Source organism: Fodinicola feengrottensis, assembly GCF_039530045.1.
Classification (GTDB): Bacteria; Actinomycetota; Actinomycetes; order Mycobacteriales; family HKI-0501; genus Fodinicola; species Fodinicola feengrottensis.
On sequence record NZ_BAAANY010000005.1, the window covers coordinates 178,150 to 202,480 of the forward strand.

A 24,331-nucleotide genomic window follows, 5' to 3' on the forward strand; every position below is an offset into this window, starting at 1 on the left:
GGATAAAGTACGGCACTCAAGCCGGCTCGACGTACCTGTCGGCCCCACCGAGGAAGCTGGAGTTCGGGAGCGGCAAGTTTCGTCGAGCGGGTTCTGAACGGTGTTGGTCAGGTCAGGGAGGCACTACGTAAGGCTGCATAACGGAGTTGTGTCCGGGACGGGACTTTGGACCTCGGTCGTTCGTGCCAGAGTCGTTGAATCATCAGCCAACTTGGGTTCGGGGTGGCCGCCAGGATCCATACTTGTCGTACTACAAGCTTCCGATCCGCACGAACGACGGAAAGGAGTGCGCACCATGTCCCGAGCCACTGTCTCTCCCCAGATCAACGCGACGCGTGGCGTCAGCCTCGGCTGACGCGTTCCGGCGACACGCGATCCGAGATCGTGGGATTCGTCACACAATGTGAAGAGTGTCTGATCGTGTCAGTTGGGTATGACGCAAACTCAGACCTCCTCGCGAGGAATCGCCATCCGGACCGCTGGTGTGGCGTCCGGGCTGCGGATGTCGGCCGCCGCGACCCCTTTTACCGAGAACGAAATTCTCGGCCTCCGCAGCGTTGTTCCCACCGGTGGCACCTGTTTCGATATTGGTGCCGCCTATGGTATGTACACGTTCCCGTTGGCGCATCTGGTCGGAAAAACCGGCTCGGTGCACAGTTTTGAGCCACTCACCGGATCGTACCGGTTACTCGCGCTGACCAAACGTTTGGTTGGCGGCAAGAACATCCAGCTGCATCGGTCCGCGGTCGGGCGGGAATCGGGCTGGCAGCCGCTCACGGTGCCGCGGCAATGGGGATTTCCCATCCGTGGCAGGGCCTTCCTGGCACAGGACGCGACCAGTCTCGGCCCGAACGAACGGTTCACCTCACACCAGGAGGTGGGCGTGCCGGTGACAACTGTCGACGAGACCTGCCGGAACGCCGGTGTCGGGCAGGTGGATTTCCTGAAAATCGACGTGGAAGGCGCCGAGCTGGCCGTCCTGGAAGGAGCCAGCGAGACCATCGCGGCGCATTCCCCGGCGCTGTTGCTGGAAATCGAGGACCGACACGTCGGAAAGTACGGGCTGCGGGCAACCGACCTGGTCGACTACCTCACCAGCCGTGGCTATCGCATGTACGTGTGGAAAAACCGGGAATGGACCGAGACCGATCGGGTGACCGTGGCGGTACGCAATTACCTCTTCAGTGTGGCGCTGGACCGATCGCGGTCGAAGATTCCCGCACTGGCTGGCCAATGGGCCGGCTAGCCGGACGAATCGCGAAGGCCTCCCGCAGCCGCCGCCCGAAAAGCATCATCGCGGCGGCCGCGGCGAGGGCCACGATGCCCTGACCAAGATAGTAATAGTCGGGTGGCAACGCGTCGCCGAGACGTACGGCCTGGGCGCCCAGACCCGCGCCAAGCGCGCTGAAAAGCCACACCAACCCGATCACCCGGCCGACATACTCCCGGGGAGCGACCTCGGCGGCCGCGCTCATGGCCACCGGACCGATCACCACTTCCCCGCACGCCTGCAGGAAGAACACCGCCACCAGCCACAACGGTGAGACGAGGACGCCGGTGCCGGCCATCGCCGCAGCCACGCTCATCAAAGAAAAACTCGCGCCTGCGAAAAACAGACCCAGCGCGAACTTCCCCGGCGTGCTCAGCCGTGCGCCCAGGCGTACCCAGGCGTACGCGAAAATCGGCGCCACCAGCAACATGAAGAACGGGATGGCGGACTGGAACCAGCTGGCCGGCAAGGTAAACCCGAGGAAGCCCCGGTCGGTCGACTGCTTCGCGAAGAGGGGCAGCATCGAGCCAGCCTGGCCGACCATCGTCCAGAACAGCGAGACCGCCAACAATAGCCAGAAAAACGCGCGCAACCGGACCATCTGGACGGCCCCACCGGCGGCCGCGGATCAGCACAAAGAAATAGGCAAATGGCAAGATCAGTGTCACGATCCCAAAAGCGACCACCACGTGCATCGGCGAGAAAGAGCCGGAAACCACGTCCAACACCACGGCCACCGCCATGACCGCGAGCACCGCTGTCGCGGTCAGCCCAGCCTTGCGTCGCTCGGTGCGAAGAAGGGGTTGGCCGGCCGACCTGCCGGCCTCGCCGAAGCTGCGCCATCCCAGCAAAAACTGTGCGATTCCCAGCACCATGCCCACGCCGGCCGCGGCGAACCCGAGGTGCCAGTTGACTCCTTCGCCCAGCCAGCCCATGATCAGCGGCGCGAGCAGGGCGCTGACCTGGCCGGTGACGTAGAAGAGCGAGATCGCGCCGGCCCGCTGGGCCGCCTCGTCGTCCCGATAGAACCGGCCTAGCAAAGCGACGATATTCGGTTTGAGCAAACCGGTGCCGACCGCGATGAGAATCAGGCCGACGTACGACAACGCCGGAACAGCCGCCGCCAGGCTGAAATGTCCGGCCGCGATGACGACCCCCGCCGAGCAGGATGGCACGGCGTTCCCCGAGAATCCGGTCTCCCACCCAGCTGCCCGGCATGGACAGGACGAAGACCGATCCAAGGTAGACGCCGAACAGCGCGGCAGCCTCGCCGGCAGGAAGGCCCAGCCCGCCGGAAGCGGTCGGCGTCACCGCGTAAAGCACCAGAATCGCCTGCATGCCGTAGAAACTCAGCCGTTCCCACGAGTCGACCAGCAGGATGGTGGACAGCCAGCGCGGATAGCCAAAGCGGCCACGCTGGATCCGGTCAGCGGAGATCGAGGACATCGGAGACCAGCGAGGTCGTGTGTTTCGCGTCCCTGAAAAGGGAATTTCCCAGCATCTCGCGGAGGAAGCCAGTCGTGGTACGAATCCCGTGCCCGCTGATCCGGAACTCGTCCAGCGCCCGCTCCATCCGGGCGATCGCCTGCTCGCGATCCGGTGCCCACACGATCACCTTCGCCAGCAGCGAGTCATAGTCCGCGGTCACCCGCAAACCGGCCGCGCCATGAGTGTCCACCCTGGTAAACGGGCCGCCCGGCGGCACGAACTCGTCCACGAGCCCGGCGGTGGGGAGGAAATCCCGGTCCGGGTCCTCCGCGTTGACCCGGCATTCCAGCGCTACTCCGCGCGGCACCACGTCCTGCTGCCGGAAGGACAGCGGGCTGCCGGAGGCCACTCGCAGCTGCTCGGCGACAATGTCGATGCCGGTGGCCATCTCGGTGACCGGATGTTCCACCTGGATCCGGGAATTCACCTCGATGAAGTAAAAATCTCCCTTGTCGTCGACCAGAAATTCGAACGTACCGGCGCCGACATAGCCGCAGGCGCGAGCACCGCGGACGGCTGCCGCGCAAATGTTCTCGGCCAGCCCCGCCGGCAGCCCGGTGGCCGGCGTCTCCTCGATCAGCTTCTGCCGGCGGCGTTGCACCGAACAGTCCCGCTCCCCCAAGCTGACCACATTCCCGTGGTGATCGGCCAGAATCTGCACCTCGACATGCCGAGTGCTCTCCAGGAAACGTTCGACATAGACGCGACCATCGCCAAATGTCGCCTGCGCCGCGGCACGGGTAGTCGCGTACGCACGGGCCAACTCACGGCCAGCGCGCACGACCGCCATTCCCCGCCCGCCACCGCCGGCAATCGCCTTGATGATGACCGGATATCCGATCCGCTCAGCGATTTCCTTGGCCTCCAAACCATTTTCGACAGCCCGCGAGCTACCCGGCAGCACCGGCAGGCCGGCCGCCGAGGCCACCTCGCGGGCCTGCGCCTTGTCGCCCAGCCGGCTCATCACGTGTGCGGGCGGGCCGATGAAAATGAGTCCCTGCGCCTCGCACATCTCGGCGAAATCGGGATCCTCGGAGAGGAAGCCGTAGCCGGGATGGATCGCGTCGACGCCGGTCCGCAACGCGGCTTCCAGAATAGCCGGAGGGTAAAGATAGCTGCGCCGGGACGGCGCGGGTCCAATGTGGACACACTCGTCGGCGAGACGCAGCGCGGGCGAGTCGCGATCAGCGGTGGAATGCACCATCACCGTACGTACGCCCAGCTCACGGCAGGCACGGGCGACCCGCAACGCGATCTCACCGCGATTGGCGATCAGAACAGCCGAGAACATTGTCATCCTCCAGAGGGAAATCAGGCCGCCGGAGCGATCACGAACAGCGGCTGGCCGTATTCGACGGACTCCCCGTCGGGCACCAGGACCCGGACCACCCGGCCGGACCGGTCCGCCTCGATCGGGTTCATCAGCTTCATCGCCTCCAGGATCGCCACCTGCTGGCCCTCCTGCACCTGGTCGCCCTCTCGAACGAACGGGTCGGCGCCGGGTTCGGGCGAACGGAAGAAAGTGCCCACTGTCGGCGCACAAATCGACTCGGCCGGATCGGTCGTCTCGGCCGCCGGAGCTTGCTCCACCACCGCGACCGCGTGCTGAACAGAGGTGGCCTCTGGCCGTTCCACCTCCACGGTGATGTCGCCGGCTCGCAGGCGTACGCTGCGGACCGGACCGCGGGTGCCGTCCAGGATTTGTACGGCATGGCGGCAAAGCTCTTCGAGTAGCTCGGGCGAGTCGGTCATCGAGGGTCTCCGTTGTCTGCCAGCTGTCCTTGAGGGGCGCCAAATCGGCGGAATCGCTGCCGCCGGTCCGCCACCAGCCGCGCCGCATCGAGGTCGGCGAGCTCCCGGACCGCGGCCGCGACCACCGACCGCACCAGCGACATCGTCTGCACCGGGTCGGTGTGCGCACCGTCCGGTGGCTCGGCGATGACACCATCGACGATGCCGTACGCCAGAAGTTCCCTTGCGTGCAGGCGTAGAGCCGCGGCCGCCCGGCCGACCGTGTCTTCCCTGGTCAGTTCCGGGCCTTTCCACAGGATCGCCGCGCAGCCCTCCGGACTGATCACCGAATAGACGGCGTTTGACAGAGCGAGCACGCGATTTCCCACTCCTAGGGCCAAAGCACCGCCGCTGCCGCCTTCGCCGGTAATCACCACGACGACCGGCACCGGCAGCGCGGACATCAGCCGCAGGTTTTCCGCGATCGCCCAGGCCTGGCCGCGTTCCTCGGCCTGGATCCCGGGATCCGCGCCTGGCGTGTCGATCAAAGTCACCACCGGCAGCCCGAGTTTGGCTGCCAGCCGCATCAACCGGGCCGCCTTGCGATAGCCGGACGGTGACGCCATCCCGAAGTTCCGCTGCACTCGCTCTCTGGTGTCCCGGCCTTTTTGGTGTCCTATCAGGGCAACTGGCCGACCGTGCAGCAGGCCAATGCCGCCGACGATCGCCGGGCAGTCGCCGCTCACCCGGTCGCCGTGCAGTTCCAGGAACTCCTCCAGCATGAAGGTCGCGTACTCGTCAGCCGTCGGCCGATCGGCGTGCCGGGCCAGTCGTACGGCCGCCAACCCATCGCGCTCGGGCAGCCGTGCCGGATCGGTGATCACTGGTACGGCCGGCTCCGGCGCCGCTTGCGGACGTGACTTCGGCTCGTGCGCCGACAAAAGCCGGGCGATCGTCCGCCGCAGCGCCGGCCGCGGCACCACGCTGTCCACCAGGCCCTGCCCCAGCAGAAATTCGGCTGTCTGGAATCCCGCCGGCAACTGCTGGCCGGTGGTCTGCTCGATCACCCGCGGGCCGGCGAAACCCACCCGTGCACCTGGTTCGGCCAGGATAACGTCGGGGAGGGTGGCGAAAGAGGCCGCGACTCCACCGTATGTCGGGTCGGTCACCAAGGCCATCGTGAGGATGCCGGCCTCATCGAGCATCGCGATCGCCTGGCTGGTTTTCACCATCTGCATCAGCGAAAGCGCACCCTCCTGCATCCGCGCACCGCCCGAAGCGGTGACCAACAGGAAAGGCGTGCGCTCGCGAACGGCGGTCTCGGCGGCGACAGTGATCCGCTCTCCGACACCACTTCCCAGGCTTCCACCGAGGAAGCGGAAGTCCATCACCGCCGTGATCACCCGGCGGCCGTCAATCTCACCGCGTACGCACACCACTGCCTCGGTCAGGCCGGTACGTTCGCGCGCCTCTCGCAGCCGGCGCGGATACGGTTTGCTGTCCACAAAACCAAGCGGATCCTCGACCGCGTCGGCCACCTCGATTTCGGACCAGCCAGGATCAAGCAGCTGCTCGATGCGCTCGGGCGCGGTCAGCTTCCCATGCATACCGCAGCCCGGACAGACCTGCAGCGATCGGGCATAGCGGCGGGCATAGACGATTTCTCGGCATTTCAGGCAGCAGATCCAGTCCAGATCGGACACGGCCGCGACGACGGCGGTCATGGCGGTCACCAGCCCCGCGGGAAACGGAAGTGGTCCTCGCGACGAGGTTCCCACCAAGCCGGGTTGTCCCGGTACCACTGAACCGTCTCGGCCAGCCCAGCGCCGAAGTCGACCTCCGGCCGATATCCGAGCTCGGTACGGATTTTGCTGTCGTCCAGGGAATAGCGCAGGTCATGGCCCATGCGATCGGGGACGTGCTCGACCTGGTTCCCGTCCGCTCCACACAGCTCGACCAGCCTCCTGGTGAGGTCCGCGTTGGTCATCTCGACCCCACCGCCAATGTGGTAGACATCGCCGGGCGTGCCACTTTCCAACACCAACTGGACAGCCCGGCAGTGGTCGTCAACGTGCAGCCACTCGCGGACGTTCCGGCCATCACCGAAGAGCGGCACCTTCTGCCCTTCCAGCAAGTTGGTGATAAAGAGCGGAATGACCTTCTCCGGGAATTGGTACGGTCCATAGTTGTTCGAACAGCGAGTGACCATCACCGGCACCCGGTGGGTGCGAAAGTACGCCAAGGCGAAGTGGTCACTGGCCGCTTTCGAAGCCGCGTAGGGGGAATTCGGATGCAACGGCGTGTTTTCATGCCACGATCCGGAGTCGATAGAGCCGTACACCTCGTCGGTTGAGACGTGCACCACGCGGTCGATGCCGACGAGTTGGCAGCAGTCCAGAACGCTCTGAGTGCCGAGCACATTGGTTACCGCGAATTCACCGGCACTGACCAGCGAACGGTCCACATGAGACTCAGCGGCGAAGTGGACGACAGCGTCGTGGCCGGGCAACAGTTCTCGCAGCAGGCCGACATCGCAGATGTCACCCTTGACGAAAGTCAGCCGCGGGTCGCCGATCGGCAGGTTGCCGGTGTTTCCGGCATACGTGAGTTTGTCGACAACCGTGATCTGCGCGTCGACATATCCTTTGTACGATCCGGAAAGCATGCTCCGGACGTAGTGGGAGCCGATGAACCCGGCGCCGCCGGTGACCATCACCCTCATCGCTCGATCACCACCTCGGTGTTGTCGCCCAGCACCAGCCGCCGGGATGGCACGGTGTCCAGCGCGGGCCTGGAATGCACTTGGGCGTAGCGCCCGATAACCGACTGCCGGACCGCGTCCACCCCGGACACCGTCGAGCCCTCCAGCACGATCGAGTCGGCGATATCGGTGCTGGTGATGTCACATTCCGCGCCGATCGAGGTGTACGCCCCGACAGTGCTGTCGGTGATCGAGGCCATGCATCCGATCACCGCCGGCCCGATCACCCGGGAGCGGGTGATCCGCGCTCCGGCGTCCACGATCACCGGGCCGATCAGCTCGCTCTCGTCGTCCACTTCGCCGGCGTTGGCCGGATCGATGAGATCCAGCAGCGCGCGGTTGCCGTCCAACAAGTCGGCGATCCGGCCAGTGTCCTTCCAATAGCCGGAAAACACGTGACCGCGGACCGCGGACCCGTGCTCGACCAGCCAGCTGATCGCGTCGGTGATCTCCCGCTCGTTGCGCCAACTGGGGCGGATACTGCGCACCGCCTGATGGATCGCTGACGAGAAGACGTACGCTCCGATCACCGCCAGGTCGCTGGTTGGCTGGCTCGGCTTTTCCTCCAGTTGCAGGACCCGGCCATCGGCGTCGAGCTCGGCGACGCCGTATTCGCTGGGATTGGGGACTTTCCCGACCATGACCAGTGCGTCCGGACGGGTCGCCCAAAACTCCCGGACCAGGTGTTCAATCCCGCCGGAGATGACATTGTCCCCTAGATACATGACAAAGTCGTCGTCTTCGAGGAAATCGCGGGCAATCAGCACACAATGCGCGAGACCCAGCGGCGCTTCCTGCGGAATGTACGTGACATGCAGACCGAACCGGGAGCCGTCGCCGACCGCTCGGCGTACGTCCGCACCGTGCGGTCCGATAATGACACCGACCTCGGTGATGCCGGCATCCCGGACCGCCTCCAATCCGTGGAAGAGCACCGGCTTGTTGGCGATAGGCACCAGTTGCTTGGAAACGGTGTGCGTCAGCGGCCGCAGCCGGGTGCCGGAACCGCCGGCCAGCACGAGAGCTTTCATCGACAGATGCCTTCCAGAATGGGCAAAATTGACTGGCTTACCAGGTCACCGGGATCTCGAGAAAGCTCTCCAGCAGGTGCTTCTCGTCCCGCCGGATCCGCTCGACCGGCACCGTCAGCCGCAGGTTCGGCAACTCCCGCAGCAAAGTGGCCAGAACCACTTCCAGCTCGACGCGTCCCAAAGCCGCGCCAGCGCAGAAATGGGTGCCGGCGCTGAAGGTCAGGTGAATGTTGTCCTTCCGAGTCACGTCGAAAACCTCGGGATGCTCGAAGACCGACTCGTCCTGGTTCGCCGAGTCGGCGGCCGGGATAATGCTGGAGCCAGCCGGAATGGTGACCCCGCCGACCTCTACATCCTCGGTGACATAACGAAGCATGGTCACCGAGGAGCCAACCAGCTTCCAGCGTAGGATCTCCTCGACGGCACTCTTCATGAGGTCCGGATCTTCCTGTACCAACGCGAACTGGTCCGGATGGGCGAGCATCATCGCAATGGCACCGCCAATCTGTACGGCGGTGGTTTCGTACCCGACCAGGACAAGCAGCCGGGACCACCAGTGCAACTCGTATTCACTGAGCCGGCCGTCGTCTTCGTCCCGGGCCGCGATCATCGCGCTGATCAGGTCGTCGGCCGGAGATTTGCGTTTGGTTTCAATGAGCTCACGCATATAGTTGTCCAGCGCGAGCCGGTTCTGCTCGGAGGAGCCACTAATCGACTTGAAAGAGCTGGTCCAGACCCGAAATCTCTGCTGGTCCTGGACCGGCACGCCCAGTAACTCGCACACCACCCGGATAGGCAGTGGATAAGCCAAAGTCTCATTGAGATCGGCCGGCGGGCCTTGCCGGACCAGATCGGCGACCAGCTCATCAGCGATCTGCTGCACTCGCGGACGCATCCGCTCCACCCGGGTAGCGGTCAGCGCCTTCATGACCAGTCGGCGGATCCGAGTGTGCTCTGGCGGGTCCGGATCCATTCTGGGGTCCTGGAAAAGCTTGTTCGTCTTGCTGATGCGGGCCGCGCCCGGCCGGTTGAGATTGCGGCTGATCCGGGGATCGGCGAGCAGCGCGCGTACGTCCGCATACCGCGTCACCATCCACGCCTGGTCGCCGCTGGGCAGCAGGACTTTCACCACTGGTTCGGCACGCAGGTCGGCCAGTTCCTTGGGCTGCTCCAGAGGCGCTGGCCGGTGGAACGGGTACGGGCATCCAGTCGCGGCGCCCGCCAACCTGTCAGCCTGGGTGTCCATCAGACTCCTCACGCGATGTCCGGTAATGAGGCGATAGTTGCCGGCAGCGCTTGAACCCGGACCGCGCCGCACTCAAGGCTCAATCGGGCAGCGCCGGTCGACCGTTTCTCAAGGCCACGTTGAAACCATGCCGGCTAACGCTGCCGTCACCGCAAAGAAGGAGCTGAGGATGCGACTGGGCGTCAACGTCACGCATCTGGACCCGGGCATCGCGGTCGACGCCGAGCGGCTCGGCTACCGGCTGGCCCTGGTGCCAGAAGGATTTCGGGCCGACGCCGTCAGCGTCCTGGGCTGGTTGGCCGCCCGTACCAACGAAATCCAGCTGTCGGCCATCTGCCAGCTGCCGGTTCGTACGCCGGTCGCGATGGCGATGACGGCCGCCACCCTCGCGACCTTGTCCGGTAGCCGATTCCAGCTGGGGCTGGGAATCTCCAACTCGCACACCGCTGAGGTCTGGCACGGCGTGTCCTTCGAGCGGCCACTCGCGCGAACCAGGGAGTATGTCGACATCGTCCGGATGGCACTGGCCGGAGACGAAGTTCGTTACGCTGGCGAGCTTTTTCAGATCCCGCTGGCCGGTCGCACCGGCAACCCTTTCCGGATGCCCAGCAACACCCCCATTCCGGTTCACCTGGCCGCGGTCGGCCCACGCAACCTGCACTTGACTGGGTTGGTGGCCGACGGCTGGATCGGCGTTTTCTCTTCGCCGGAGCGGATTTCGGAGATCCTGCCGCTGATCCTGGCCGGCCGGGACGCCAGCGGGCGGCCCCGCGAATCCTTCGAGATGAACCTGACCGCTGGCGTGTCCGTTGACGACGACCCCGAAAAGGCCTCGCTCGCCCTGAAACCGCACGCGGCTCGCTTTATGAGCATCGGCCACCGGGAGAAGAACTTCTATTTCCGGCTGGCCGCCGGAATGGGCTTGGGAGCCGCGGCGGCCAAAGTCCAGGATCTCTATGCGGCCGGTGAAATCTCCGCTGCGACGGCAGCTATCCCCTTCGCATTCGTGGACGCCACCGGACTCATCGGCCCGGTGGACCGGATCGCGCAGAAGATGAAAGCCTACGCCGCCGCCGGTGTCACCACACTTGCCATCACCCCGTACGGCCCGGATCGCGTGTGTACGCTGGAAATCGCCGCCGAAGCGCTCCGACAGAGCGGAGTGCAGGGGTCATGACCGAAGTGCCTTTCAACCGTGCCTACTTGACCGGTGCCGAACTGGACTACGTGGGGCAGGCGGTCGACAGCGGAATCATCGGCGGCGACGGGCCTTTCACCAAGAAGGCGACCGCCCTGGTCGCTGGCCTGACTGGCGCCACCTCTGCACTGTTGACCACCTCCTGTACGCATGCTCTCGAACTTTCCGCTCTGTTGCTGGATTTGCGGCCGGGCGATGAAGTCATCATGCCGTCCTTCACTTTCACGTCCACCGCGAATGCCTTCGTATTGCGCGGCGCCACGCCGGTCTTCGTCGACATACGCCCGGACACCCTGAATCTGGACGAGCGGCTGACCGAAGCCGCGATCACCAGCCGGACGCGGGCGGTCGTCGTCGTCCATTATGCCGGTGTGGCCTGCGAAATGGCGACGATCATGGCGATCGCGAGCCGCCATCGCCTCAGCGTCATCGAAGACAACGCGCACGGCCTCGGCGGCTCGTACCACGGCCGGCCGCTCGGCTCTTTTGGCGCGATGGCGACCCAAAGCTTCCACGTGACCAAGAACGTCCAGTGCGGCGAAGGCGGTGCGCTGGTCATCGGCGACGACCGGCTGACCGAGCGGGCCGAGATCATTCGCGAGAAGGGCACCGACCGGGCCCGGTTCTTTCGTGGCCAGGTGGACAAATACTGCTGGCGGGACCTCGGGTCGAGCTACCTCCCGTCCGAGCTGCTGGCCGCGTACCTGCTCGGACAGCTGGAATCCTTTGAGCGCATTCAGGAAAAACGCGGCCAGGTGTGGAGCGCGTACGACCAGCGGCTCGCGGTCTGGGCCTGCGAACGCGGTGTCCGGCGGCCGACCGTACCGGCCGGATGCGTTCAGCCGGCCCATCTTTACTACTTGTTGCTGCCCAATCCGGTCCAGCGAGATGATTTCCTGCGGCATCTCTCGGAGCGCGGCGTACGAGCCGTCCACCATTACCAGCCGCTGCACAACGCACCGGCCGGTCTCCGGCATGCGCGCGTCGCTCCGGGCGGTTGCTCGGTCACCGAGGAGGTCGCCGACGTCCTCGTCCGGCTGCCGCTTTTCGCCGGCATGGCGGCCGAAGAAGTCGATCATGTGGTCGATTCTGTGCTGGCGTACGCACCTTCACGGGTCGCTCTCTGACGTCCGGCGGTCTTTTACGAGCCTCTTGACCACCGTCGGGGTTGGCCCCTATTGTTCCGAACGGTGATGAGATTCACACACATGTTCAATGTTCATGTTTGTGAATACCGATGAAGGTGGGTCTGAGCACCAACGTCGCTGCCTTGTGAGCCGCCCGCGCACCAGGACCGTGCCGCCATTGAGCACCAGGGAGGACCCACCATGCTAGGTGTATTCCGGAAATCCGCACTCGTCGCCGGCGTCTCGCTGCTAGCGACCGCGGCTTTGGCGCTAGGTACGGGCAAAGTAGCCGTCGCCGCCCCGGCCGCTTTCCCGAGCCAATACGCGGCGCCCTATCTGGAGCTGAGCAGTAGCAGCGTCGGCGATATGGTTTCGGACCGGAACGCCTCCGGCGTCAACCACTACACGCTTGCCTTCCTGATTCCCAAGAGCGGCTGCACCGCCAAATGGGAGGACGGCGACTATTCAGTGGGCACCTTCAAATCGCAAATCAACGCGTTGCAGGCAGCCGGTGGCGACGCGATCATTTCCTTTGGTGGCGCCGCCGGCGGTGAACTCGCACTGACCTGTACGTCCGCGACCAACCTTCAGGCCGCGTACGCGAACATCGTCACCACCTACAACGTGCACCGGCTGGACTTCGACATTGAGGGCGGACCGCTGGACAACAGCTCGTCGATCGCCCGCCGCGACCAGGCGCTCGCCGCCCTGCAGAAAGCCGATCCGGCCGTACAGGTCGACTACACGCTGCCGGTCGATCCGGGCGGGCTGCCCGGCAACGCGATGAACCTCTTGAAGGACGCCAAAGCCAAGGGGGTGAAGGTCGGTTTGGTGAATATCATGACGATGGACTTCGGTGACGGCGAGAACGCCCTCAACGACGCCGAATCCGCGGCCAACGGCACCGAAAAGCAGCTCGCCTCGCTGTACGGGATCTCCGCATCGCAGGCATGGAAGCTGATCGGGCTCACCCCGATCGCCGGTCACAACGACGACAACGAGAACTTCACCCAGGGCAACGCCACCACCCTGGAACAGTTCGCCGCGTCCAAGGGCGTACAGGAGCTGTCGTTCTGGGAGGTCGACTCGTACGACAAGAAGGTCGGCTACGCCTATTCGAAGATCTTCAACAGAATCTGACCCGACCAGCCCGACGCTGCCCGATGTGACCGATCACATCTGGCTGCGCCGGGCCGACGATGCTGCCCTCTTGGTTGCCTCTTTCGCCGGCGAATTTTGCCCACCGATCAGACAATCTTCTCGACCATGAGGAAGAACCCTGCCACCCGACTGATCGCCGGAATCGTTGTCCTTCTGCTCGCTGGTGGATGTGGAACAAGCGGCTCCGATCGTCCGAGCGCCGGCCAGGATCATCGCGGCGGGACCCTGCATATTCTGGACCAGTCCGATTTCGACCATCTCGACCCGGCACGTAACTATCCACCCAGCCAACTGCACCTTGAGACTCTTTACGCGCCAACACTGACGTCTTATGTCAATGCCCCCGGTCTCGCCGGCACTGAGGTCGGCGCGGACGCCGCCACCGACACCGGCCGGCCGAACGCGGACGCCACCCAGTGGAGTTTTACCCTGCGAGACAACCTCACATGGCAGGACGGCCGGCCCGTGACGTGCGCGGACTTCCGGTACGGCGTGAACCGTTCGTTCTCCGACCTGCTTCCCGGCGGCCCGACCTATCAGAAAGCATATCTGCGAGGTGGCGACACCTATTCCGGAATTTATCAGGATCCGCGCGGGATTCCCTCGGTCACCTGCAGCGAACAGACGATCACCTACCAACTGAAATATCCGGTCCCGGACTTTCGCTACGCCGTCTCCATGGGGATCTTCGCGGCCGTCCGACAGGATCGGGACACCAGAACAAAATACGACGACCAACCGTTCTCGTACGGCCCGTACATGATAAAGACCCATGTTCGCGACCAGAGCCTCACGCTGGTACGCAACCCGTACTGGGACCAAGGTCTGGACCACATCAGGAAGAACCTGCCAGATGTCCTCAGTTTCACCTTCGGGCTGAGCCGCGAGGTCATCACCGACCGGCTGATCCAGGACCGCGACACCGACCAGCAAACCATCCCGTTCGCCAACACCACAGTGTCGCCCGAGCAGCTCTCGCAGGTTCTCGGCAATCCAAAACTGCGTTCGCGAACGTTCAGCGGCTACACCGGCAGCACCTCGTTCATCGCTATCAACACGAGAAAAGTTCCGGACGTACGCTGCCGGCAGGCCTATTCGTACGCGATGAACAAGCAGACATATGTGACCGTTCTCGGTGGGCCGGCAACCGGGGACTACGCGAACACAGTCGCGGGGCCTTCGATGAAGGCCTATCGGGCGGCTCCGGCCACCGATCCGCGCGGCGACCCGGCAAAGGCCCGACAACTGTTGGCACAGGCCTCGGACTGCCCGCGAACGATCAAATACGACTATGCCCAAACGCCGGTGAGCGATCGCACGGCGGCCGCGGTGAAGGACGCATTCGCGAGGGCCGGTATCACCGTGCTGCCTACCCCCATAGCCCGCAAAGAGTTCTATTCCACGGTAGGCAAACCCGGCACCGAGGACGAACTGGTGAATACAGGTTTCATCCCCGACTGGCCATCCGGCGCGGCCCTCTATCCGCCGCTCTTTGACGGTCGGCAAATCCTTTCCGATGGAAACTCCAACTTCTCGCTGCTCGATGACCCGAAGGTGAACCAGGCGATCCGCGCCGCCGAAGCCGAGCCCGACACCAGGAAGGCCCAGACGTTGTGGGCACAGGTGGACCGGCTTGTGATGGAGTCAGCCGCGATCATTCCGCTCCAGTACGTCAAAGTCGTGATCCTGACCGGATCCAAGGTGACTGGTGCGCGCATGCACTCCGAGTATTTCGATATCAGCCTGCTCAACGTCGGCGTCACCACCTAGGCGGCGACACTGCACGGACCGGTGGCGTCGTGGTCGAATAGCAGGGTGGCGGACGAAGCGGCTCGGGTGGTGGCGTTGTTCGACCTGCGCCGGTACGCCGAAGCCGAGCAGGTCGCGCGGCGCGGGCTGGTGGCCGAGCCGGCCCATGGGAAATTGCTGCGATTGCTCGCTCGTACGCTCGCTGAGCAGGAAAAATACGCGGAGGCGCAGGTCGCCGCGGAGGCTGCGGTGGCGGCCGCGCCGAATGGGCCTGGTGGCTACGTCGAGATCGCGTACGTGCGGATGCGGTGTCGCGACTGGCCGGCGGCAGTGGCGGCCGCGGAGCGGGTGGTGCGGCTGGCTCCGCTGTGGGCGGGCGGATTGTCGCTGCTGGCCCAGACTTATGCCGGCGGCGGCGAGAGTGCGAAAGCGATCGAGACCGCGCGACGCGCCCTGGCGTTGGATCCAGAAGCCGAGCAGCCGTGGCTCACCATCGCGCTGGTCGAGCGCGAACGCCGGGATTTCGGTGCGGCCACGGCGGCTTACGAGGAGGCGCTGCGCCGGGACCCGCAGTCCGCGCACGCCCATCGCGGGTTGGCCGAGCTGGCCGCGAGCCAGGGCCAGATCCGCCAGTCGCTGGGCCGCTACGGCGCGCTCGCGCGGCTGCGGCCGACCGATCACGACCCGCAGCTTTCGGCGTGGCCGGTCATCCTGGCGGCGATCGGACCATTTTGGATGCTGACCGGCCTGATGGTGCTGCTCGCGGCCACCGCAGCGGTGGCCACCTGGGCACTGCCGGCGCTGGCGCCCGCCGTTCGCGTCGGCGCCGGCTTGATCGCGCTGGCCTTGCTCATATTTCTGGGCCGTTTGTTGTTGCCGGCTGGGCGCACGCCCTATCTTGCGTTGCGCGCCACCGATCGCCGATTCCGGCGCGCACTCTATCGGGCCCTGGTGGTCGAATTCGTGCTGATTTGCTGGCTCACCGCGATCGCCGTCACCGGCGGAATTTTCGCTGCGGTGATGGGGATCATCCTGCTTGTGCCGTACTGGCAGGCCGCGACAGTGGTGACCGCGGCCCCCAGCCGAAATGACTCCTAGAAATGCGTACCGAACCACTGCGTGACCCGATCCCGGTAAAGCGCGGTGTTGCTGGCCAGGTTTATCGAGTGGCCCGAACCCTTTAGCGTGTATGCCTGCAGGTCATGCGTACCCGCCAGACCTGCTCGTTCTTGCTTTGGGTACTAGATAGTGCCGGTGTCAACGGCCTGGACGATCCAGGGGATGACCTCGTCGAGCATGTGCTCCAGCGAGGTGGTGGCTTCGAAACCGAGGACCCGCTTCGCCTTCTCGGTGGCGGGCACGCGGCGCTGCACGTCGTACGCGAACGGCTTGTCATGGACGAACCGGAGCGGCACCTCGTGACCCCGGATCCGGTGCCACATCACCTCGGCCAACTGGCGGACCGTGGTGGATTCCGCGGTGGAAAGGTTGAAATCCTCGTTGCGGGCGGCCGGATGGGACATCGCCGTGACGATGCCGGTGGCCAGGTCGCCGCCGTACGTGTAGTGGCGGACCTGCGATCCATCGCCGAGAACATGCAGTGGGTCCTGGCCTTTGACGATTTTCTGGACCAGGTCTGGAACAACATGACTCATCGCCAGCTCGACGTTGCCGGAAAGGATTCGCTCGTCGCCGAGGGCGCGACTTTCCCCGATGCCAACGCAGTTGAAGGGCCGGACGATTGTGTACGGCAGCTGATATTGGTCCCAGGCAGCTCGGGCGAAATATTCGACCGCGAGTTTTTGGAAGCCGTACGAGGAAAGTGGCGGCGGGACCTCGCGCTCCTGCCCTTCGTACGACGGCCAGTCGGTGGTGCTCTCGAAGACCATCGACGACGAAAGATAGGTGACCTTGCCGAGTTTTCCCTTGCGTTGCGCGGCGATCGCCGCATCGCAGGAGGCGGCGATGATCCGTTCGTTGGTAGCCAGCAGGTCGTATGCGTACGTGTGGAAATACGAGATGCCGCCGATCATCGCGGCACCGGCGATAAAATGGTCGCAGTCGGCCAGCAGGTCGGTCATCAGGTCTACCTGGGTGGCATCGCCTTCGACCAACTGGTAACGGGGATGGTCGTCGTACGACTTCGCTACCTTTCCGTATTTGGAAAAATTGTCGATGCCGACCACCGAGTAGCCTCGGCTCAACAGTTCCTCGACGACATAGCCGCCGATGAATCCGGCCGAACCGCTGACGAGAACCTTCTCCATCACGCGCCTTTCGACAGACTTCTGGCTGATCTGGCCCGGATCTGCGCGACCGACAGCCGCGGCCCGAAGGCGAACCGATACCAGCGCAGGTATTTGGGAATCCACTGGGCGATCTTGAAGTTGGACACACCGGCCTGCCGGTCCAACCAGATGGTCGGCAGCTCGGCCACCGGGCGGCGCAGCCTCTTGGCCTTGGCGATGAGCTCGATGCCGATCTCGAAACCGTCTCGGCTGTCGATGCCGACCGAACGGACGAAGTCCGTGGAATACGCCTTGAAGGAATTGGTCGCGTCGCGGGTCCCGAGATGTGCCAGCAGCCACAGCGAAAGACCGGCCCATTTCGAGATCAGGGCCTTCAGCCACGGCCCGCCGACCTGTTGGCCCCCGGGCATATAGCGGGACGCGGCCGCGACGGACACACCACGCTCGACCAGCCGGGTCAGGTCGTCGATCTGCCGGGGATCGTCGCAGCCGTCGGCCATGGTGACAACAGTCACCGGTGCGGTGGCCACCTCGATGCCGAAGCGAATGGCGTTCGCAGGGCCGCGGCCGTACGTGTTCACCGTGCATCTCAGGCCCGGCTGACCTTGCGCATATTCCTCAATGACGGCGACTGTCGTGTCGTCCGGCGCGTCCACGACCACCAGGACCTCGCAGACCAGCGTGACAGCCCCGAAAAGCCGGTCGAGGACCGGCACGATGTCCTTGCCCTCGTTGTAGGCCGGAATAACGACAGAAACCCGCGGCCGCGTCATGACGGTCACACCCGGACCCCGTTGCCCATCATGTTCCACACGTCGACAACCGGCTTGTCAATGCTCAGGCCGCGATATTCTTCATGTGGAGCAGCCACGAAAATCAGGTCGGCGGCAAGCACTTCGTCCAGCGGGCGCAGGTCAAGATCAACCGTGACGTACGGGTCGGTGCACATTACCCGGGCGGCCTTGAACTTCAGAATCCGCTTGAGCTTGTAGGACAAACTCGACCGGATGTCATCCGATCGACCCTTGAACGCCATCCCCAGGATGCCGACCGTCATCGACGACAAATCGAAGCGACGCTCGACCCTGTCGACGAGATAGAGAGGCAACCCCTCGTTGATCGCCATCGCGGTGTGCCCGAGCGCGAAATTGTTGTTGTTGTTGTACGCGGCGAGCTGCATCGTGTCCTTGAAAAGACACGGCCCCGCCGCGAAACCGGGCCCTGGCATGTCCGCCGCCCGCGGGTACTCGGCGGTCAGGCCAGCCCGGATCCGTTCGAAGTCCAGCCCACGGTCGTTGGCCATCATGTAAAGCTGGTTCGCGGTGGCGAACTTGACATATCGCCAGACATTGGTGAAAAGTTTGGCCAGCTCGGCTTCCTCTGGCGTCATCTCGACCACGCTGCCCGTCAACAGGCGGAAAAGCCGGCCGGCCCGTTCCACGCCGCGAGCGGTCCGGCTGGAGACGATCTGCGGCAGATCGAACAGCTCGGTCATCGCCCGCCCCTCGGCGATCCGCTCCGGGCAGAAAGCCACGTCCAGTTCGATGCCGAGTCCGGCGACCATTTTCTCCACGCTCGCCGTGACCCCTGGATAAACCGTGCTGCGCAGCACGATCAGCTGCCCGTCGCGGAAATGATCCGCGCAGGCGGCCAACGCGTCCCCAATCGCGGCCTGGTCAGGATTCAGGTGCCGGTCGACCGGCGTACCGATCACCACCACAACGTGCTCCGCACTGGAAATCATCGCCGGGTCGACCGATGCCTTCAACCGATCCGCTGCCAGCACTCGCCGCAAAACATCGGGAGCGCCGGACTCGTCGAATGGCATCTGGCCGCCGTTGACGTCGCGTACGGACCTCGCGTTCACGTCGTAGATCCCCACATTCGCCCCGCGATCGGCCAGCGCGATCGCCAATGGCAGCCCGACGTGCCCGCAGCCGCCGATGACTACCACGTCACGGGCGAATTTCGGCTGGTTGCCGGACTTGGTAGGAGCTTCCAGAGAAATCGTCATGATGACCCTTTCGCAGGACCGCAGTCGTGCAGGACGAGGGCGTCCTGGGTGAAAGCGGCCGCAAACGCTGCCGGCTTGACCACCGGGCAGTGCGCCGTCACCCAACCGGCGAGCACCGGGTCAGCGAACCGGGGTGGAACTTGGCCGGGATAGACGAGGAAATAGCGGACCTGACCCTGCCGTACATACTTCCGCAGCTGGGAAAGGGTGAGCGTCGGATCGCTGCCGATGAATCCACCCATCGCCATCGCGGACCGCCCGGTTCGCAGAATGATCGGCGCGGCGTACTGGGAGCTGGGGACGGCGACCAGCCAGGTGGCCGAGCCCTGCCGCGCCTGGAGATAGTCGAGCATTTTGCGGTAGCTGGCTGGATCTCCGGTCGGACTACTCAGATCCTGAAACGGGCCGTTCGGATCACCGCCGAAGCCACCCTTTCCGCCGGGTCCGCCCATCCAGGTACTCGCCGGACCGGCGAGCGGGTTGGTGAAGATGATCCGCTGGAACGGTGTGATGACTGAGAAAACAGCGGGTCCGGCGAGTACGACGATGGCGGCCACGATGGCGGCGACCGGTTTCCACCGCGGCAAGAGCAGACCGACGACCGCGGCCACGGTGCCGGCGAGGACGATCCATCCCAGCCAGGGCAAGAAGGTGCTCGTACGGATCAACAGGATCGAACCCCAGAGCCCAGAAACCGCCACCATCACCGGCAATGCCCATCGCAGGGGGAAAAGTGTCACGCATCCGATCCCGACCAGGGCCGCGAGCGCCGGAGCCATCGACGCCGTGTAGTACGGATGCGGTCCACCGCTGGTCGAACTCAGCACGGCGACATGCGTGAGCAGCCAGCACCCCCAGAGAATCAGCACCGCGCGGGGAAAGTCGGTCCGCGGCCGTACTCCGCGCAGGATCAGCGCCGCCACCAAAACCAGCACTGCGAGCGGCAGCAGCCACGAGATTTGGGTGCCGATGAATTCGTTGAACATCCGTCCCAGGCCCGGGTCGCCCATCCATTCGTCGCCGGACCCGGATTTCCCAGCCGGCCAATGCCGTTCGCCCCGATGGCACTGTCCAGGACCGTGTTGTTCGAGCTGCCACCGATGTACGGCCGAGCACTGGCCGGCACCGAGTCGACGATCAGCGTCCACCAGAAACTCGCTACCGCGAGGACCGCTCCGGCGGCGACCAGGTGACCAAGCCGGCGGACCAGCTTTCCGGGCGCTGCCACCAGATAGGTGAGGGCCAATGCAGGCACAATGAGATATGCCTGCAGCATCTTGGTGTTGAAGCCAAGGCCAACCAGCACGGCCGATCCCAGCAATAAGGTGAGCTTCCCGGTGCGAGTGGCCTCCAGGACTGCCCAGCCGGCCAGCACGAGGAGCAGGACGAGCAAGGGATCGGGCGTATCGTCCCGGGTGATCGCCACCGTGATCGGCGTCAGGGTCAGGACAAGGGCGGCGATCAGTGCGGCGGGAAGACCAACCGTTCGGCGTACGGCCGCATAGAGAACCGCGACCGCGGCCACCGCTTCGGCGGCCTGCGGCAACAGCAGGCTCCACGTATTAAAGCCAAATACCCGTACGCTCAGGCCGATAATCCAGAGCGCCAGCGGCGGCTTGTCCACGCTGATGAAGGAAGCCGGGTCAAGCGAAGAAAAGAAGAACGCCTTCCAGCTCTTCGTTCCGCTCAGGACCGCGGCCGAGTAGTACTGGTACGCGTCGCCGCTCGCGCCAAGGCCCCACGTGTAGAGGGCGGCCGCGAGAACCAGGATCGCCCAGAGTGCCGGTCGGGCCCACCGCGGATCTGCCGGACGGCCCAGCAGCAATCTCCGCAGCCAACCAACGCGAACGCCGGTCGCGGCAGGAGCGGTTTTCTCGGCGGTGGTCGCCGGCGGGGAAAGGTGGGTGGTCATCGCGCGGGCTCCCGGACTGTGGTGGGAGGGACGGAAAGGTTGCGGCGGGGATGGAAAACCCAGCCGCGGAGCAGCAGAAAGCGCAGGAGTGTGGACAGTGCCGTACACGCGGCCAGGACTGCCAACTCGGCGAGTCTTGTCGCATGTGGAGCGAGCAGTTGCAGGAGCCACAAACCCAAAGTGCTGGTCGCCGGCCCCAACAGGAACGTGATGCCACCCTCGAGGTGGTGCCGGACGGCTCGCTCGGAGCCTCGATAGCCGAAGGCAAATCGCCGGTTCGCCGCGGTGTTGACCACCATCACGGCCAACACCGCCGGCACATTCGCCACCAAGGCCGGCAACACCGACCGCAGGAGCGCGTAGAGGGCCAGGTGGGCAGCCGTGCTGAGCACGCCAATCACCACGAAGACCGCCAGCTCCCGGGAAATCCCGACCCGCCGCAGCTGGGCGAGCAATCCGCCGGTCATCTCAGCTCTTGCGCCCGACGACCAGCGTGTCCACATCGGTCAACGGGATCGTGTCTGTCTCGGCGAAACCTGCCTCGATCATCAACGACCGGCAGTCGGCCGCAGTGTATTCGCTGCCACCGGGGCTGATCAGCATCATGTGCAGGCTGGTGATCAGGCTGTAGTCGTTCCGCTGCCGCTCGTCGTCAATCATCGGGTCATAGACCAGCAGATATCCGCCTGAAGGCAGAGCTTCGTACGCCTTGCGGACGAGATCCTTACGCAGGCCGGGATTCCAGTCGTGCAACACGTGACCGAAGATCAACGCGTCGGCTGTTGGCAGCGACTCGGTGAAGAAATCCCCGCCCTGGAAGGTGACCTTGCCGGCCAGGTCCAGCTTTTCCATGTGCTCGTCGAAAACTTCCCGTACGGCCGGCAGGTCGAAGACCGTCGCCTCCAGATGCGGGTGCGCCTTGACCAATTCCGCGGACAAGTTGCCGCGAGCGCCGCCGAGGTCGGCGAACGTCCGCAGCTGGCTCCAATCATACTTTTCCGCCAGCGCCGGGCCAACCAGCTGGTTGATGCCGTCCATCGCGGCCATGAAACGCCGGATCCGCATCGGGTCGGCCTGCATGTCGTCATGCATTTTCTGTTCGTCGCGTACGTCCTGGGTCACCGAGCCGACGTGCAACAGTTCGGTCAACCGGGCCCATTTCCCGTACTGCAGGTTGTGCATGATCAGGAATCCGCCGACATAGCCGGGCTTGCGGGCGTCCAGGTATGCGTCCGAAATCGCGGTGTTCTGGTAGAAACCCTGCTCGCGGCTGAGTAGGCCAATAGCCACCAGCGCGTCCAGGAAGTCGGCGGTGGCCCGCGGGTGCAGGTCCAGTGCCGAACGCAGCTCGGTCTCGGTGGCGGGCGCGGCAGCGAGATGGGTGAAGACACCGAGTTCGACCGCACTCAGCAAAACCTTCGATCGGCAGTGGTCGAGGCCGAGCCTGATCAGCTCGGTCTTTCCGGCGATTGTCTGCTTCATCGAGCGCCTCTCCTCGCAGCGGCGGACTTTTGCGGCACATCCTGTGGCCGTGGACTCGCAGACCACTGGGCTCGCGCTCGAGGGCATGCCCTCGAGCCTGTCTTGAGGGCCTCTCCACCGATTTCTGTGACTGTGTCCGGGACCGCCCGCGGCAGGAGGATGACGTTGCCATCAGCGACCATTGAGGTCCGAGACCTCGCCAAGACCTATCCAGGAGACGTACGGGCGCTCGCCGGCGTCAGTTTCGCCGTCCCGGCCGGCAGTGTTTTCAGCATTCTCGGGCCGAACGGCGCGGGCAAGTCGACGGCGATGAAGATCCTCACCACGCTGGCCCGGCCGGACACCGGATCGGCCCACATTGGTGGCATCGACGTGGTACGCGACCCCCAGCAAGTCCGTCGAATGATTGGCTGTGTAGCGCAACGGTCCGGGGTGGACAGCAGCGCGACCGGTCGGGAGAACCTCACGCTGCAGGGCCGGTTACACGGCATGTCCGGCCGAAAACTCGCCCGCCGGGTCGACGAGCTGGTCGAGCAGGTCGACCTGACCGCCGCGGCGAGCCGGGTCGCCGGCAACTATTCCGGTGGTACGAAACGCAAACTCGACATCGCGATGAGCCTTATCCATCGGCCACAGGTACTTTTCCTGGACGAGCCGACCACCGGGCTGGATCCGGAGATCCGGGCCGAAATCTGGCAGCAGATCGCCGCTTTGGCGGCCATTGAACGGCTTACCGTCCTGCTCACCACGCACCACCTCGAGGAGGCGGACCGGCTCGCCGATCGGGTGGTGATCCTGGACCACGGACGCGTCGTCGCGAAAGGCAGTCCCAGCCAACTAAAAGACGACCTCAAAGGCGACGCGGTGCAGGTGGACCTGATCGAGCCGCGGGCCGTACCAGCCGCCCACCGCGCGCTGGCTGGACTCGAAGCGATCCGCGAGGTCACCATCGAAGGCTGTGCCGTACGAGCGCGTGTCGACGACGCGGCCGCGGCCGTCCCGCTGGTGCTCGCGGCGCTGGCCGCGGACGGTGTCAACGCCGTCTCGGTCACCGTCGCGCGACCGTCCCTTCACGATGTTTACCTGCATTACGCGAGCCGCTCGCTGAGCGAGCTGGAAGAGGAGACGACTCGATGACCGCCACGCTCACCCAGTCGTGGTTCATGACGACCAGGTTGCTGAGGTCCACCCTGCGCCAGCCGCTTTTTCTCGCCATCGGGCTGGTGCAGCCGGCAATCTGGCTGCTGATCTTTGGCCAGCTTTTCGGCCGGGTGACCGAACTCGGGGGTTTTGGCGCCACCTCTTACCTCGACTACCTGACCCCGGGCGTGCTGGTGATGATGGCCCTCACCCGCGGTGCCTGGAGCGGCGGCGACATGCTATTTGAGCTGGATCATGGTGTGCTGGACCGATTTCTGATCTCTCCGGTCTCGCGGGCCGCGCTGATCGCCGGTCACCTGGGCCACCAGGTGATCACCGTCATGGTGCAGGCAATGGTCGTCCTGGTGTTGGCCGTCGCCGTCGGCGCTCATCTGCCCGGCGGTTTTCCCGGCGTACTGGTGATGTTGGTGGCGGCCACCCTTATTGTGCTCTCGATCGGATCGCTGTCGATGGCATTCGCGCTGGTGATCCGGCGACCGCAGTCGCTCACCGCGACCATCCAGTTTATCCTGCTGCCGCTGGTGTTTATGAGCTCGGCGTTCATGGTTCAGCGGCTCGCGGCCGGTTGGATCACTTCGGTCGCCCGGTTCAACCCGATCGACTGGGCGGTGCAGGCTGGCCGTACGGCGCTGGCCGCGAACGCTGACTGGGGCCTGGTTTTCAGTCGGCTGGGCTGGTTGTGCGTGCTCGCCGTCGTTTGCGCGGCCGTCACGGTCCAGTCTTTCCGCGCCTACCAGCGATCGCTATGACC

At 64.8% G+C, this 24,331-nt stretch carries 23 protein-coding genes and 1 pseudogene; 9 read left to right on the forward strand and 15 right to left on the reverse strand.

The window, feature by feature from the left end; genetic code table 11:
* Positions 1–433 precede the first annotated feature (433 nt).
* Positions 434–1,246 (forward strand): FkbM family methyltransferase, encoded by an 813-nt coding sequence (locus tag ABD301_RS07010; protein WP_344308222.1) that lies wholly within the window; start codon positions 434–436, stop codon positions 1,244–1,246.
* On the opposite strand, the gene ABD301_RS07015 is transcribed toward ABD301_RS07010, so the two are convergent.
* Complete coding sequence (locus tag ABD301_RS07015) at positions 1,182–1,871, reverse strand: POT-type proton-dependent oligopeptide transporter (protein ID WP_344308224.1); 690 nt, start codon at positions 1,869–1,871, stop codon at positions 1,182–1,184. The genes ABD301_RS07010 and ABD301_RS07015 overlap by 65 nt on opposite strands.
* A gap of 140 nt (positions 1,872–2,011) precedes the next feature.
* Here ABD301_RS07015 and ABD301_RS07020 point away from each other — a divergent pair, with 140 nt between their 5' ends.
* Positions 2,012–2,248, forward strand: a complete 237-nt coding sequence (locus ABD301_RS07020) for a hypothetical protein (RefSeq protein WP_344308226.1) — start codon at positions 2,012–2,014, stop codon at positions 2,246–2,248.
* On the opposite strand, the pseudogene ABD301_RS42320 reads toward ABD301_RS07020, so the two are convergent.
* The 7 genes and pseudogenes from ABD301_RS42320 to ABD301_RS07050 form a co-directional block, all read right to left on the reverse strand.
* Positions 2,134–2,445 (reverse strand): annotated as a pseudogene (locus tag ABD301_RS42320) (POT-type proton-dependent oligopeptide transporter); the annotation flags it as partial. The gene ABD301_RS07020 and the pseudogene ABD301_RS42320 sit on opposite strands and share 115 nt — an antisense overlap.
* Before the next feature lie 251 nt (positions 2,446–2,696).
* The gene (locus ABD301_RS07025; protein ID WP_344308228.1) at positions 2,697–4,055 is read right to left on the reverse strand and encodes an acetyl-CoA carboxylase biotin carboxylase subunit; all 1,359 of its coding nucleotides are present in this window, start codon (positions 4,053–4,055) and stop codon (positions 2,697–2,699) included.
* Positions 4,056–4,069: 14 nt separating this feature from the next.
* Complete coding sequence (gene accB / locus ABD301_RS07030) at positions 4,070–4,510, reverse strand: acetyl-CoA carboxylase biotin carboxyl carrier protein (RefSeq protein WP_163566703.1); 441 nt, start codon at positions 4,508–4,510, stop codon at positions 4,070–4,072.
* Positions 4,507–6,213 carry an acetyl-CoA carboxylase carboxyl transferase subunit alpha gene (gene accA / locus ABD301_RS07035; protein WP_344308233.1) on the reverse strand — a complete coding sequence of 569 codons (1,707 nt, stop codon included), beginning with the start codon at positions 6,211–6,213 and terminating at the stop codon, positions 4,507–4,509. Before accA ends, accB begins: the two co-directional genes overlap by 4 nt.
* A 5-nt stretch (positions 6,214–6,218) precedes the next feature.
* The gene (rfbB, locus tag ABD301_RS07040) at positions 6,219–7,211 is read right to left on the reverse strand and encodes a dTDP-glucose 4,6-dehydratase (protein WP_163566702.1); all 993 of its coding nucleotides are present in this window, start codon (positions 7,209–7,211) and stop codon (positions 6,219–6,221) included.
* Positions 7,208–8,281, reverse strand: a complete 1,074-nt coding sequence (locus tag ABD301_RS07045) for a glucose-1-phosphate thymidylyltransferase (protein WP_344308236.1) — start codon at positions 8,279–8,281, stop codon at positions 7,208–7,210. The genes rfbB and ABD301_RS07045 overlap by 4 nt, the downstream gene beginning before the upstream one ends.
* Before the next feature lie 37 nt (positions 8,282–8,318).
* Positions 8,319–9,527: a cytochrome P450 gene (locus tag ABD301_RS07050; protein ID WP_344308238.1), complete on the reverse strand. Its 1,209-nt coding sequence runs from the start codon at positions 9,525–9,527 to the stop codon at positions 8,319–8,321.
* A 169-nt stretch (positions 9,528–9,696) separates the two neighbouring features.
* Between ABD301_RS07050 and ABD301_RS07055 the strand changes: the two genes are divergently transcribed.
* From ABD301_RS07055 to ABD301_RS07075, 5 genes are all read left to right on the forward strand, one after another.
* Entirely contained in the window at positions 9,697–10,704 is a 1,008-nt protein-coding gene (locus ABD301_RS07055; RefSeq protein ID WP_344308240.1) for an LLM class flavin-dependent oxidoreductase, read from the forward strand.
* Positions 10,701–11,852 (forward strand): dTDP-4-amino-4,6-dideoxygalactose transaminase, encoded by a 1,152-nt coding sequence (gene rffA / locus ABD301_RS07060; RefSeq protein ID WP_344308242.1) that lies wholly within the window; start codon positions 10,701–10,703, stop codon positions 11,850–11,852. The genes ABD301_RS07055 and rffA overlap by 4 nt, the downstream gene beginning before the upstream one ends.
* Before the next feature lie 201 nt (positions 11,853–12,053).
* Positions 12,054–12,992 carry a chitinase gene (locus tag ABD301_RS07065; protein WP_344308244.1) on the forward strand — a complete coding sequence of 313 codons (939 nt, stop codon included), beginning with the start codon at positions 12,054–12,056 and terminating at the stop codon, positions 12,990–12,992.
* Between the two features lie 126 nt (positions 12,993–13,118).
* The gene (locus ABD301_RS07070) at positions 13,119–14,783 is read left to right on the forward strand and encodes an ABC transporter substrate-binding protein (RefSeq protein WP_163566698.1); all 1,665 of its coding nucleotides are present in this window, start codon (positions 13,119–13,121) and stop codon (positions 14,781–14,783) included.
* A gap of 45 nt (positions 14,784–14,828) precedes the next feature.
* A complete protein-coding gene (locus ABD301_RS07075) occupies positions 14,829–15,860 on the forward strand; it encodes a tetratricopeptide repeat protein (RefSeq protein ID WP_344308247.1) in 1,032 nt (343 codons plus the stop codon).
* Between the two features lie 143 nt (positions 15,861–16,003).
* Here ABD301_RS07075 and ABD301_RS07080 read toward each other — a convergent pair whose 3' ends face one another.
* From ABD301_RS07080 to ABD301_RS07110, 7 genes are read right to left on the reverse strand one after another with little or no spacing between them, the layout of a single operon-like run.
* Positions 16,004–17,029 carry an NAD-dependent epimerase/dehydratase family protein gene (locus tag ABD301_RS07080; protein WP_344308249.1) on the reverse strand — a complete coding sequence of 342 codons (1,026 nt, stop codon included), beginning with the start codon at positions 17,027–17,029 and terminating at the stop codon, positions 16,004–16,006.
* Positions 17,029–17,784, reverse strand: coding sequence for a glycosyltransferase (locus tag ABD301_RS07085; RefSeq protein ID WP_163566696.1), 756 nt, complete (start codon positions 17,782–17,784; stop codon positions 17,029–17,031). The genes ABD301_RS07080 and ABD301_RS07085 overlap by 1 nt, the downstream gene beginning before the upstream one ends.
* A 5-nt stretch (positions 17,785–17,789) precedes the next feature.
* Positions 17,790–19,025 (reverse strand): nucleotide sugar dehydrogenase, encoded by a 1,236-nt coding sequence (locus tag ABD301_RS07090; RefSeq protein ID WP_344308253.1) that lies wholly within the window; start codon positions 19,023–19,025, stop codon positions 17,790–17,792.
* Positions 19,022–20,011: a mannosyltransferase YkcB-related protein gene (locus ABD301_RS07095; protein ID WP_344308256.1), complete on the reverse strand. Its 990-nt coding sequence runs from the start codon at positions 20,009–20,011 to the stop codon at positions 19,022–19,024. Before ABD301_RS07095 ends, ABD301_RS07090 begins: the two co-directional genes overlap by 4 nt.
* On the reverse strand, positions 19,936–20,937 hold the full coding sequence (locus ABD301_RS07100; protein WP_344308258.1) for a glycosyltransferase family 39 protein: 1,002 nt from the start codon (positions 20,935–20,937) through the stop codon (positions 19,936–19,938). The genes ABD301_RS07095 and ABD301_RS07100 overlap by 76 nt, the downstream gene beginning before the upstream one ends.
* Complete coding sequence (locus ABD301_RS07105; protein WP_163566693.1) at positions 20,934–21,404, reverse strand: GtrA family protein; 471 nt, start codon at positions 21,402–21,404, stop codon at positions 20,934–20,936. The genes ABD301_RS07100 and ABD301_RS07105 overlap by 4 nt, the downstream gene beginning before the upstream one ends.
* A 1-nt stretch (position 21,405) precedes the next feature.
* Positions 21,406–22,419 carry a methyltransferase gene (locus ABD301_RS07110; RefSeq protein WP_344308261.1) on the reverse strand — a complete coding sequence of 338 codons (1,014 nt, stop codon included), beginning with the start codon at positions 22,417–22,419 and terminating at the stop codon, positions 21,406–21,408.
* A gap of 165 nt (positions 22,420–22,584) precedes the next feature.
* Between ABD301_RS07110 and ABD301_RS07115 the strand changes: the two genes are divergently transcribed.
* Together ABD301_RS07115 and ABD301_RS07120 are read left to right on the forward strand one after the other, a co-directional pair.
* Positions 22,585–23,556: an ABC transporter ATP-binding protein gene (locus ABD301_RS07115; protein WP_344308263.1), complete on the forward strand. Its 972-nt coding sequence runs from the start codon at positions 22,585–22,587 to the stop codon at positions 23,554–23,556.
* Positions 23,553–24,329 (forward strand): ABC transporter permease, encoded by a 777-nt coding sequence (locus ABD301_RS07120; protein ID WP_344308265.1) that lies wholly within the window; start codon positions 23,553–23,555, stop codon positions 24,327–24,329. Before ABD301_RS07115 ends, ABD301_RS07120 begins: the two co-directional genes overlap by 4 nt.
* Positions 24,330–24,331: the final 2 nt, after the last annotated feature.

What these genes read in the sequence shown, in the direction of transcription:
- ABD301_RS07010 (WP_344308222.1), top strand. Translation starts at nt 434, where the DNA reads ATGACGCAAACTCAGACCTCCTCGCGAGGAATCGCCATCCGGACCGCT.
- ABD301_RS07015 (WP_344308224.1), bottom strand. Translation starts at nt 1,871, where the DNA reads ATGGTCCGGTTGCGCGCGTTTTTCTGGCTATTGTTGGCGGTCTCGCTG.
- ABD301_RS07020 (WP_344308226.1), top strand. Translation starts at nt 2,012, where the DNA reads ATGACCGCGAGCACCGCTGTCGCGGTCAGCCCAGCCTTGCGTCGCTCG.
- ABD301_RS07025 (WP_344308228.1), bottom strand. Translation starts at nt 4,055, where the DNA reads ATGACAATGTTCTCGGCTGTTCTGATCGCCAATCGCGGTGAGATCGCG.
- accB (WP_163566703.1), bottom strand. Translation starts at nt 4,510, where the DNA reads ATGACCGACTCGCCCGAGCTACTCGAAGAGCTTTGCCGCCATGCCGTA.
- accA (WP_344308233.1), bottom strand. Translation starts at nt 6,213, where the DNA reads ATGACCGCCGTCGTCGCGGCCGTGTCCGATCTGGACTGGATCTGCTGC.
- rfbB (WP_163566702.1), bottom strand. Translation starts at nt 7,211, where the DNA reads ATGAGGGTGATGGTCACCGGCGGCGCCGGGTTCATCGGCTCCCACTAC.
- ABD301_RS07045 (WP_344308236.1), bottom strand. Translation starts at nt 8,281, where the DNA reads ATGAAAGCTCTCGTGCTGGCCGGCGGTTCCGGCACCCGGCTGCGGCCG.
- ABD301_RS07050 (WP_344308238.1), bottom strand. Translation starts at nt 9,527, where the DNA reads ATGGACACCCAGGCTGACAGGTTGGCGGGCGCCGCGACTGGATGCCCG.
- ABD301_RS07055 (WP_344308240.1), top strand. Translation starts at nt 9,697, where the DNA reads ATGCGACTGGGCGTCAACGTCACGCATCTGGACCCGGGCATCGCGGTC.
- rffA (WP_344308242.1), top strand. Translation starts at nt 10,701, where the DNA reads ATGACCGAAGTGCCTTTCAACCGTGCCTACTTGACCGGTGCCGAACTG.
- ABD301_RS07065 (WP_344308244.1), top strand. Translation starts at nt 12,054, where the DNA reads ATGCTAGGTGTATTCCGGAAATCCGCACTCGTCGCCGGCGTCTCGCTG.
- ABD301_RS07070 (WP_163566698.1), top strand. Translation starts at nt 13,119, where the DNA reads ATGAGGAAGAACCCTGCCACCCGACTGATCGCCGGAATCGTTGTCCTT.
- ABD301_RS07080 (WP_344308249.1), bottom strand. Translation starts at nt 17,029, where the DNA reads ATGGAGAAGGTTCTCGTCAGCGGTTCGGCCGGATTCATCGGCGGCTAT.
- ABD301_RS07085 (WP_163566696.1), bottom strand. Translation starts at nt 17,784, where the DNA reads ATGACGCGGCCGCGGGTTTCTGTCGTTATTCCGGCCTACAACGAGGGC.
- ABD301_RS07090 (WP_344308253.1), bottom strand. Translation starts at nt 19,025, where the DNA reads ATGACGATTTCTCTGGAAGCTCCTACCAAGTCCGGCAACCAGCCGAAA.
- ABD301_RS07095 (WP_344308256.1), bottom strand. Translation starts at nt 20,011, where the DNA reads ATGTTCAACGAATTCATCGGCACCCAAATCTCGTGGCTGCTGCCGCTC.
- ABD301_RS07100 (WP_344308258.1), bottom strand. Translation starts at nt 20,937, where the DNA reads ATGACCACCCACCTTTCCCCGCCGGCGACCACCGCCGAGAAAACCGCT.
- ABD301_RS07105 (WP_163566693.1), bottom strand. Translation starts at nt 21,404, where the DNA reads ATGACCGGCGGATTGCTCGCCCAGCTGCGGCGGGTCGGGATTTCCCGG.
- ABD301_RS07110 (WP_344308261.1), bottom strand. Translation starts at nt 22,419, where the DNA reads ATGAAGCAGACAATCGCCGGAAAGACCGAGCTGATCAGGCTCGGCCTC.
- ABD301_RS07120 (WP_344308265.1), top strand. Translation starts at nt 23,553, where the DNA reads ATGACCGCCACGCTCACCCAGTCGTGGTTCATGACGACCAGGTTGCTG.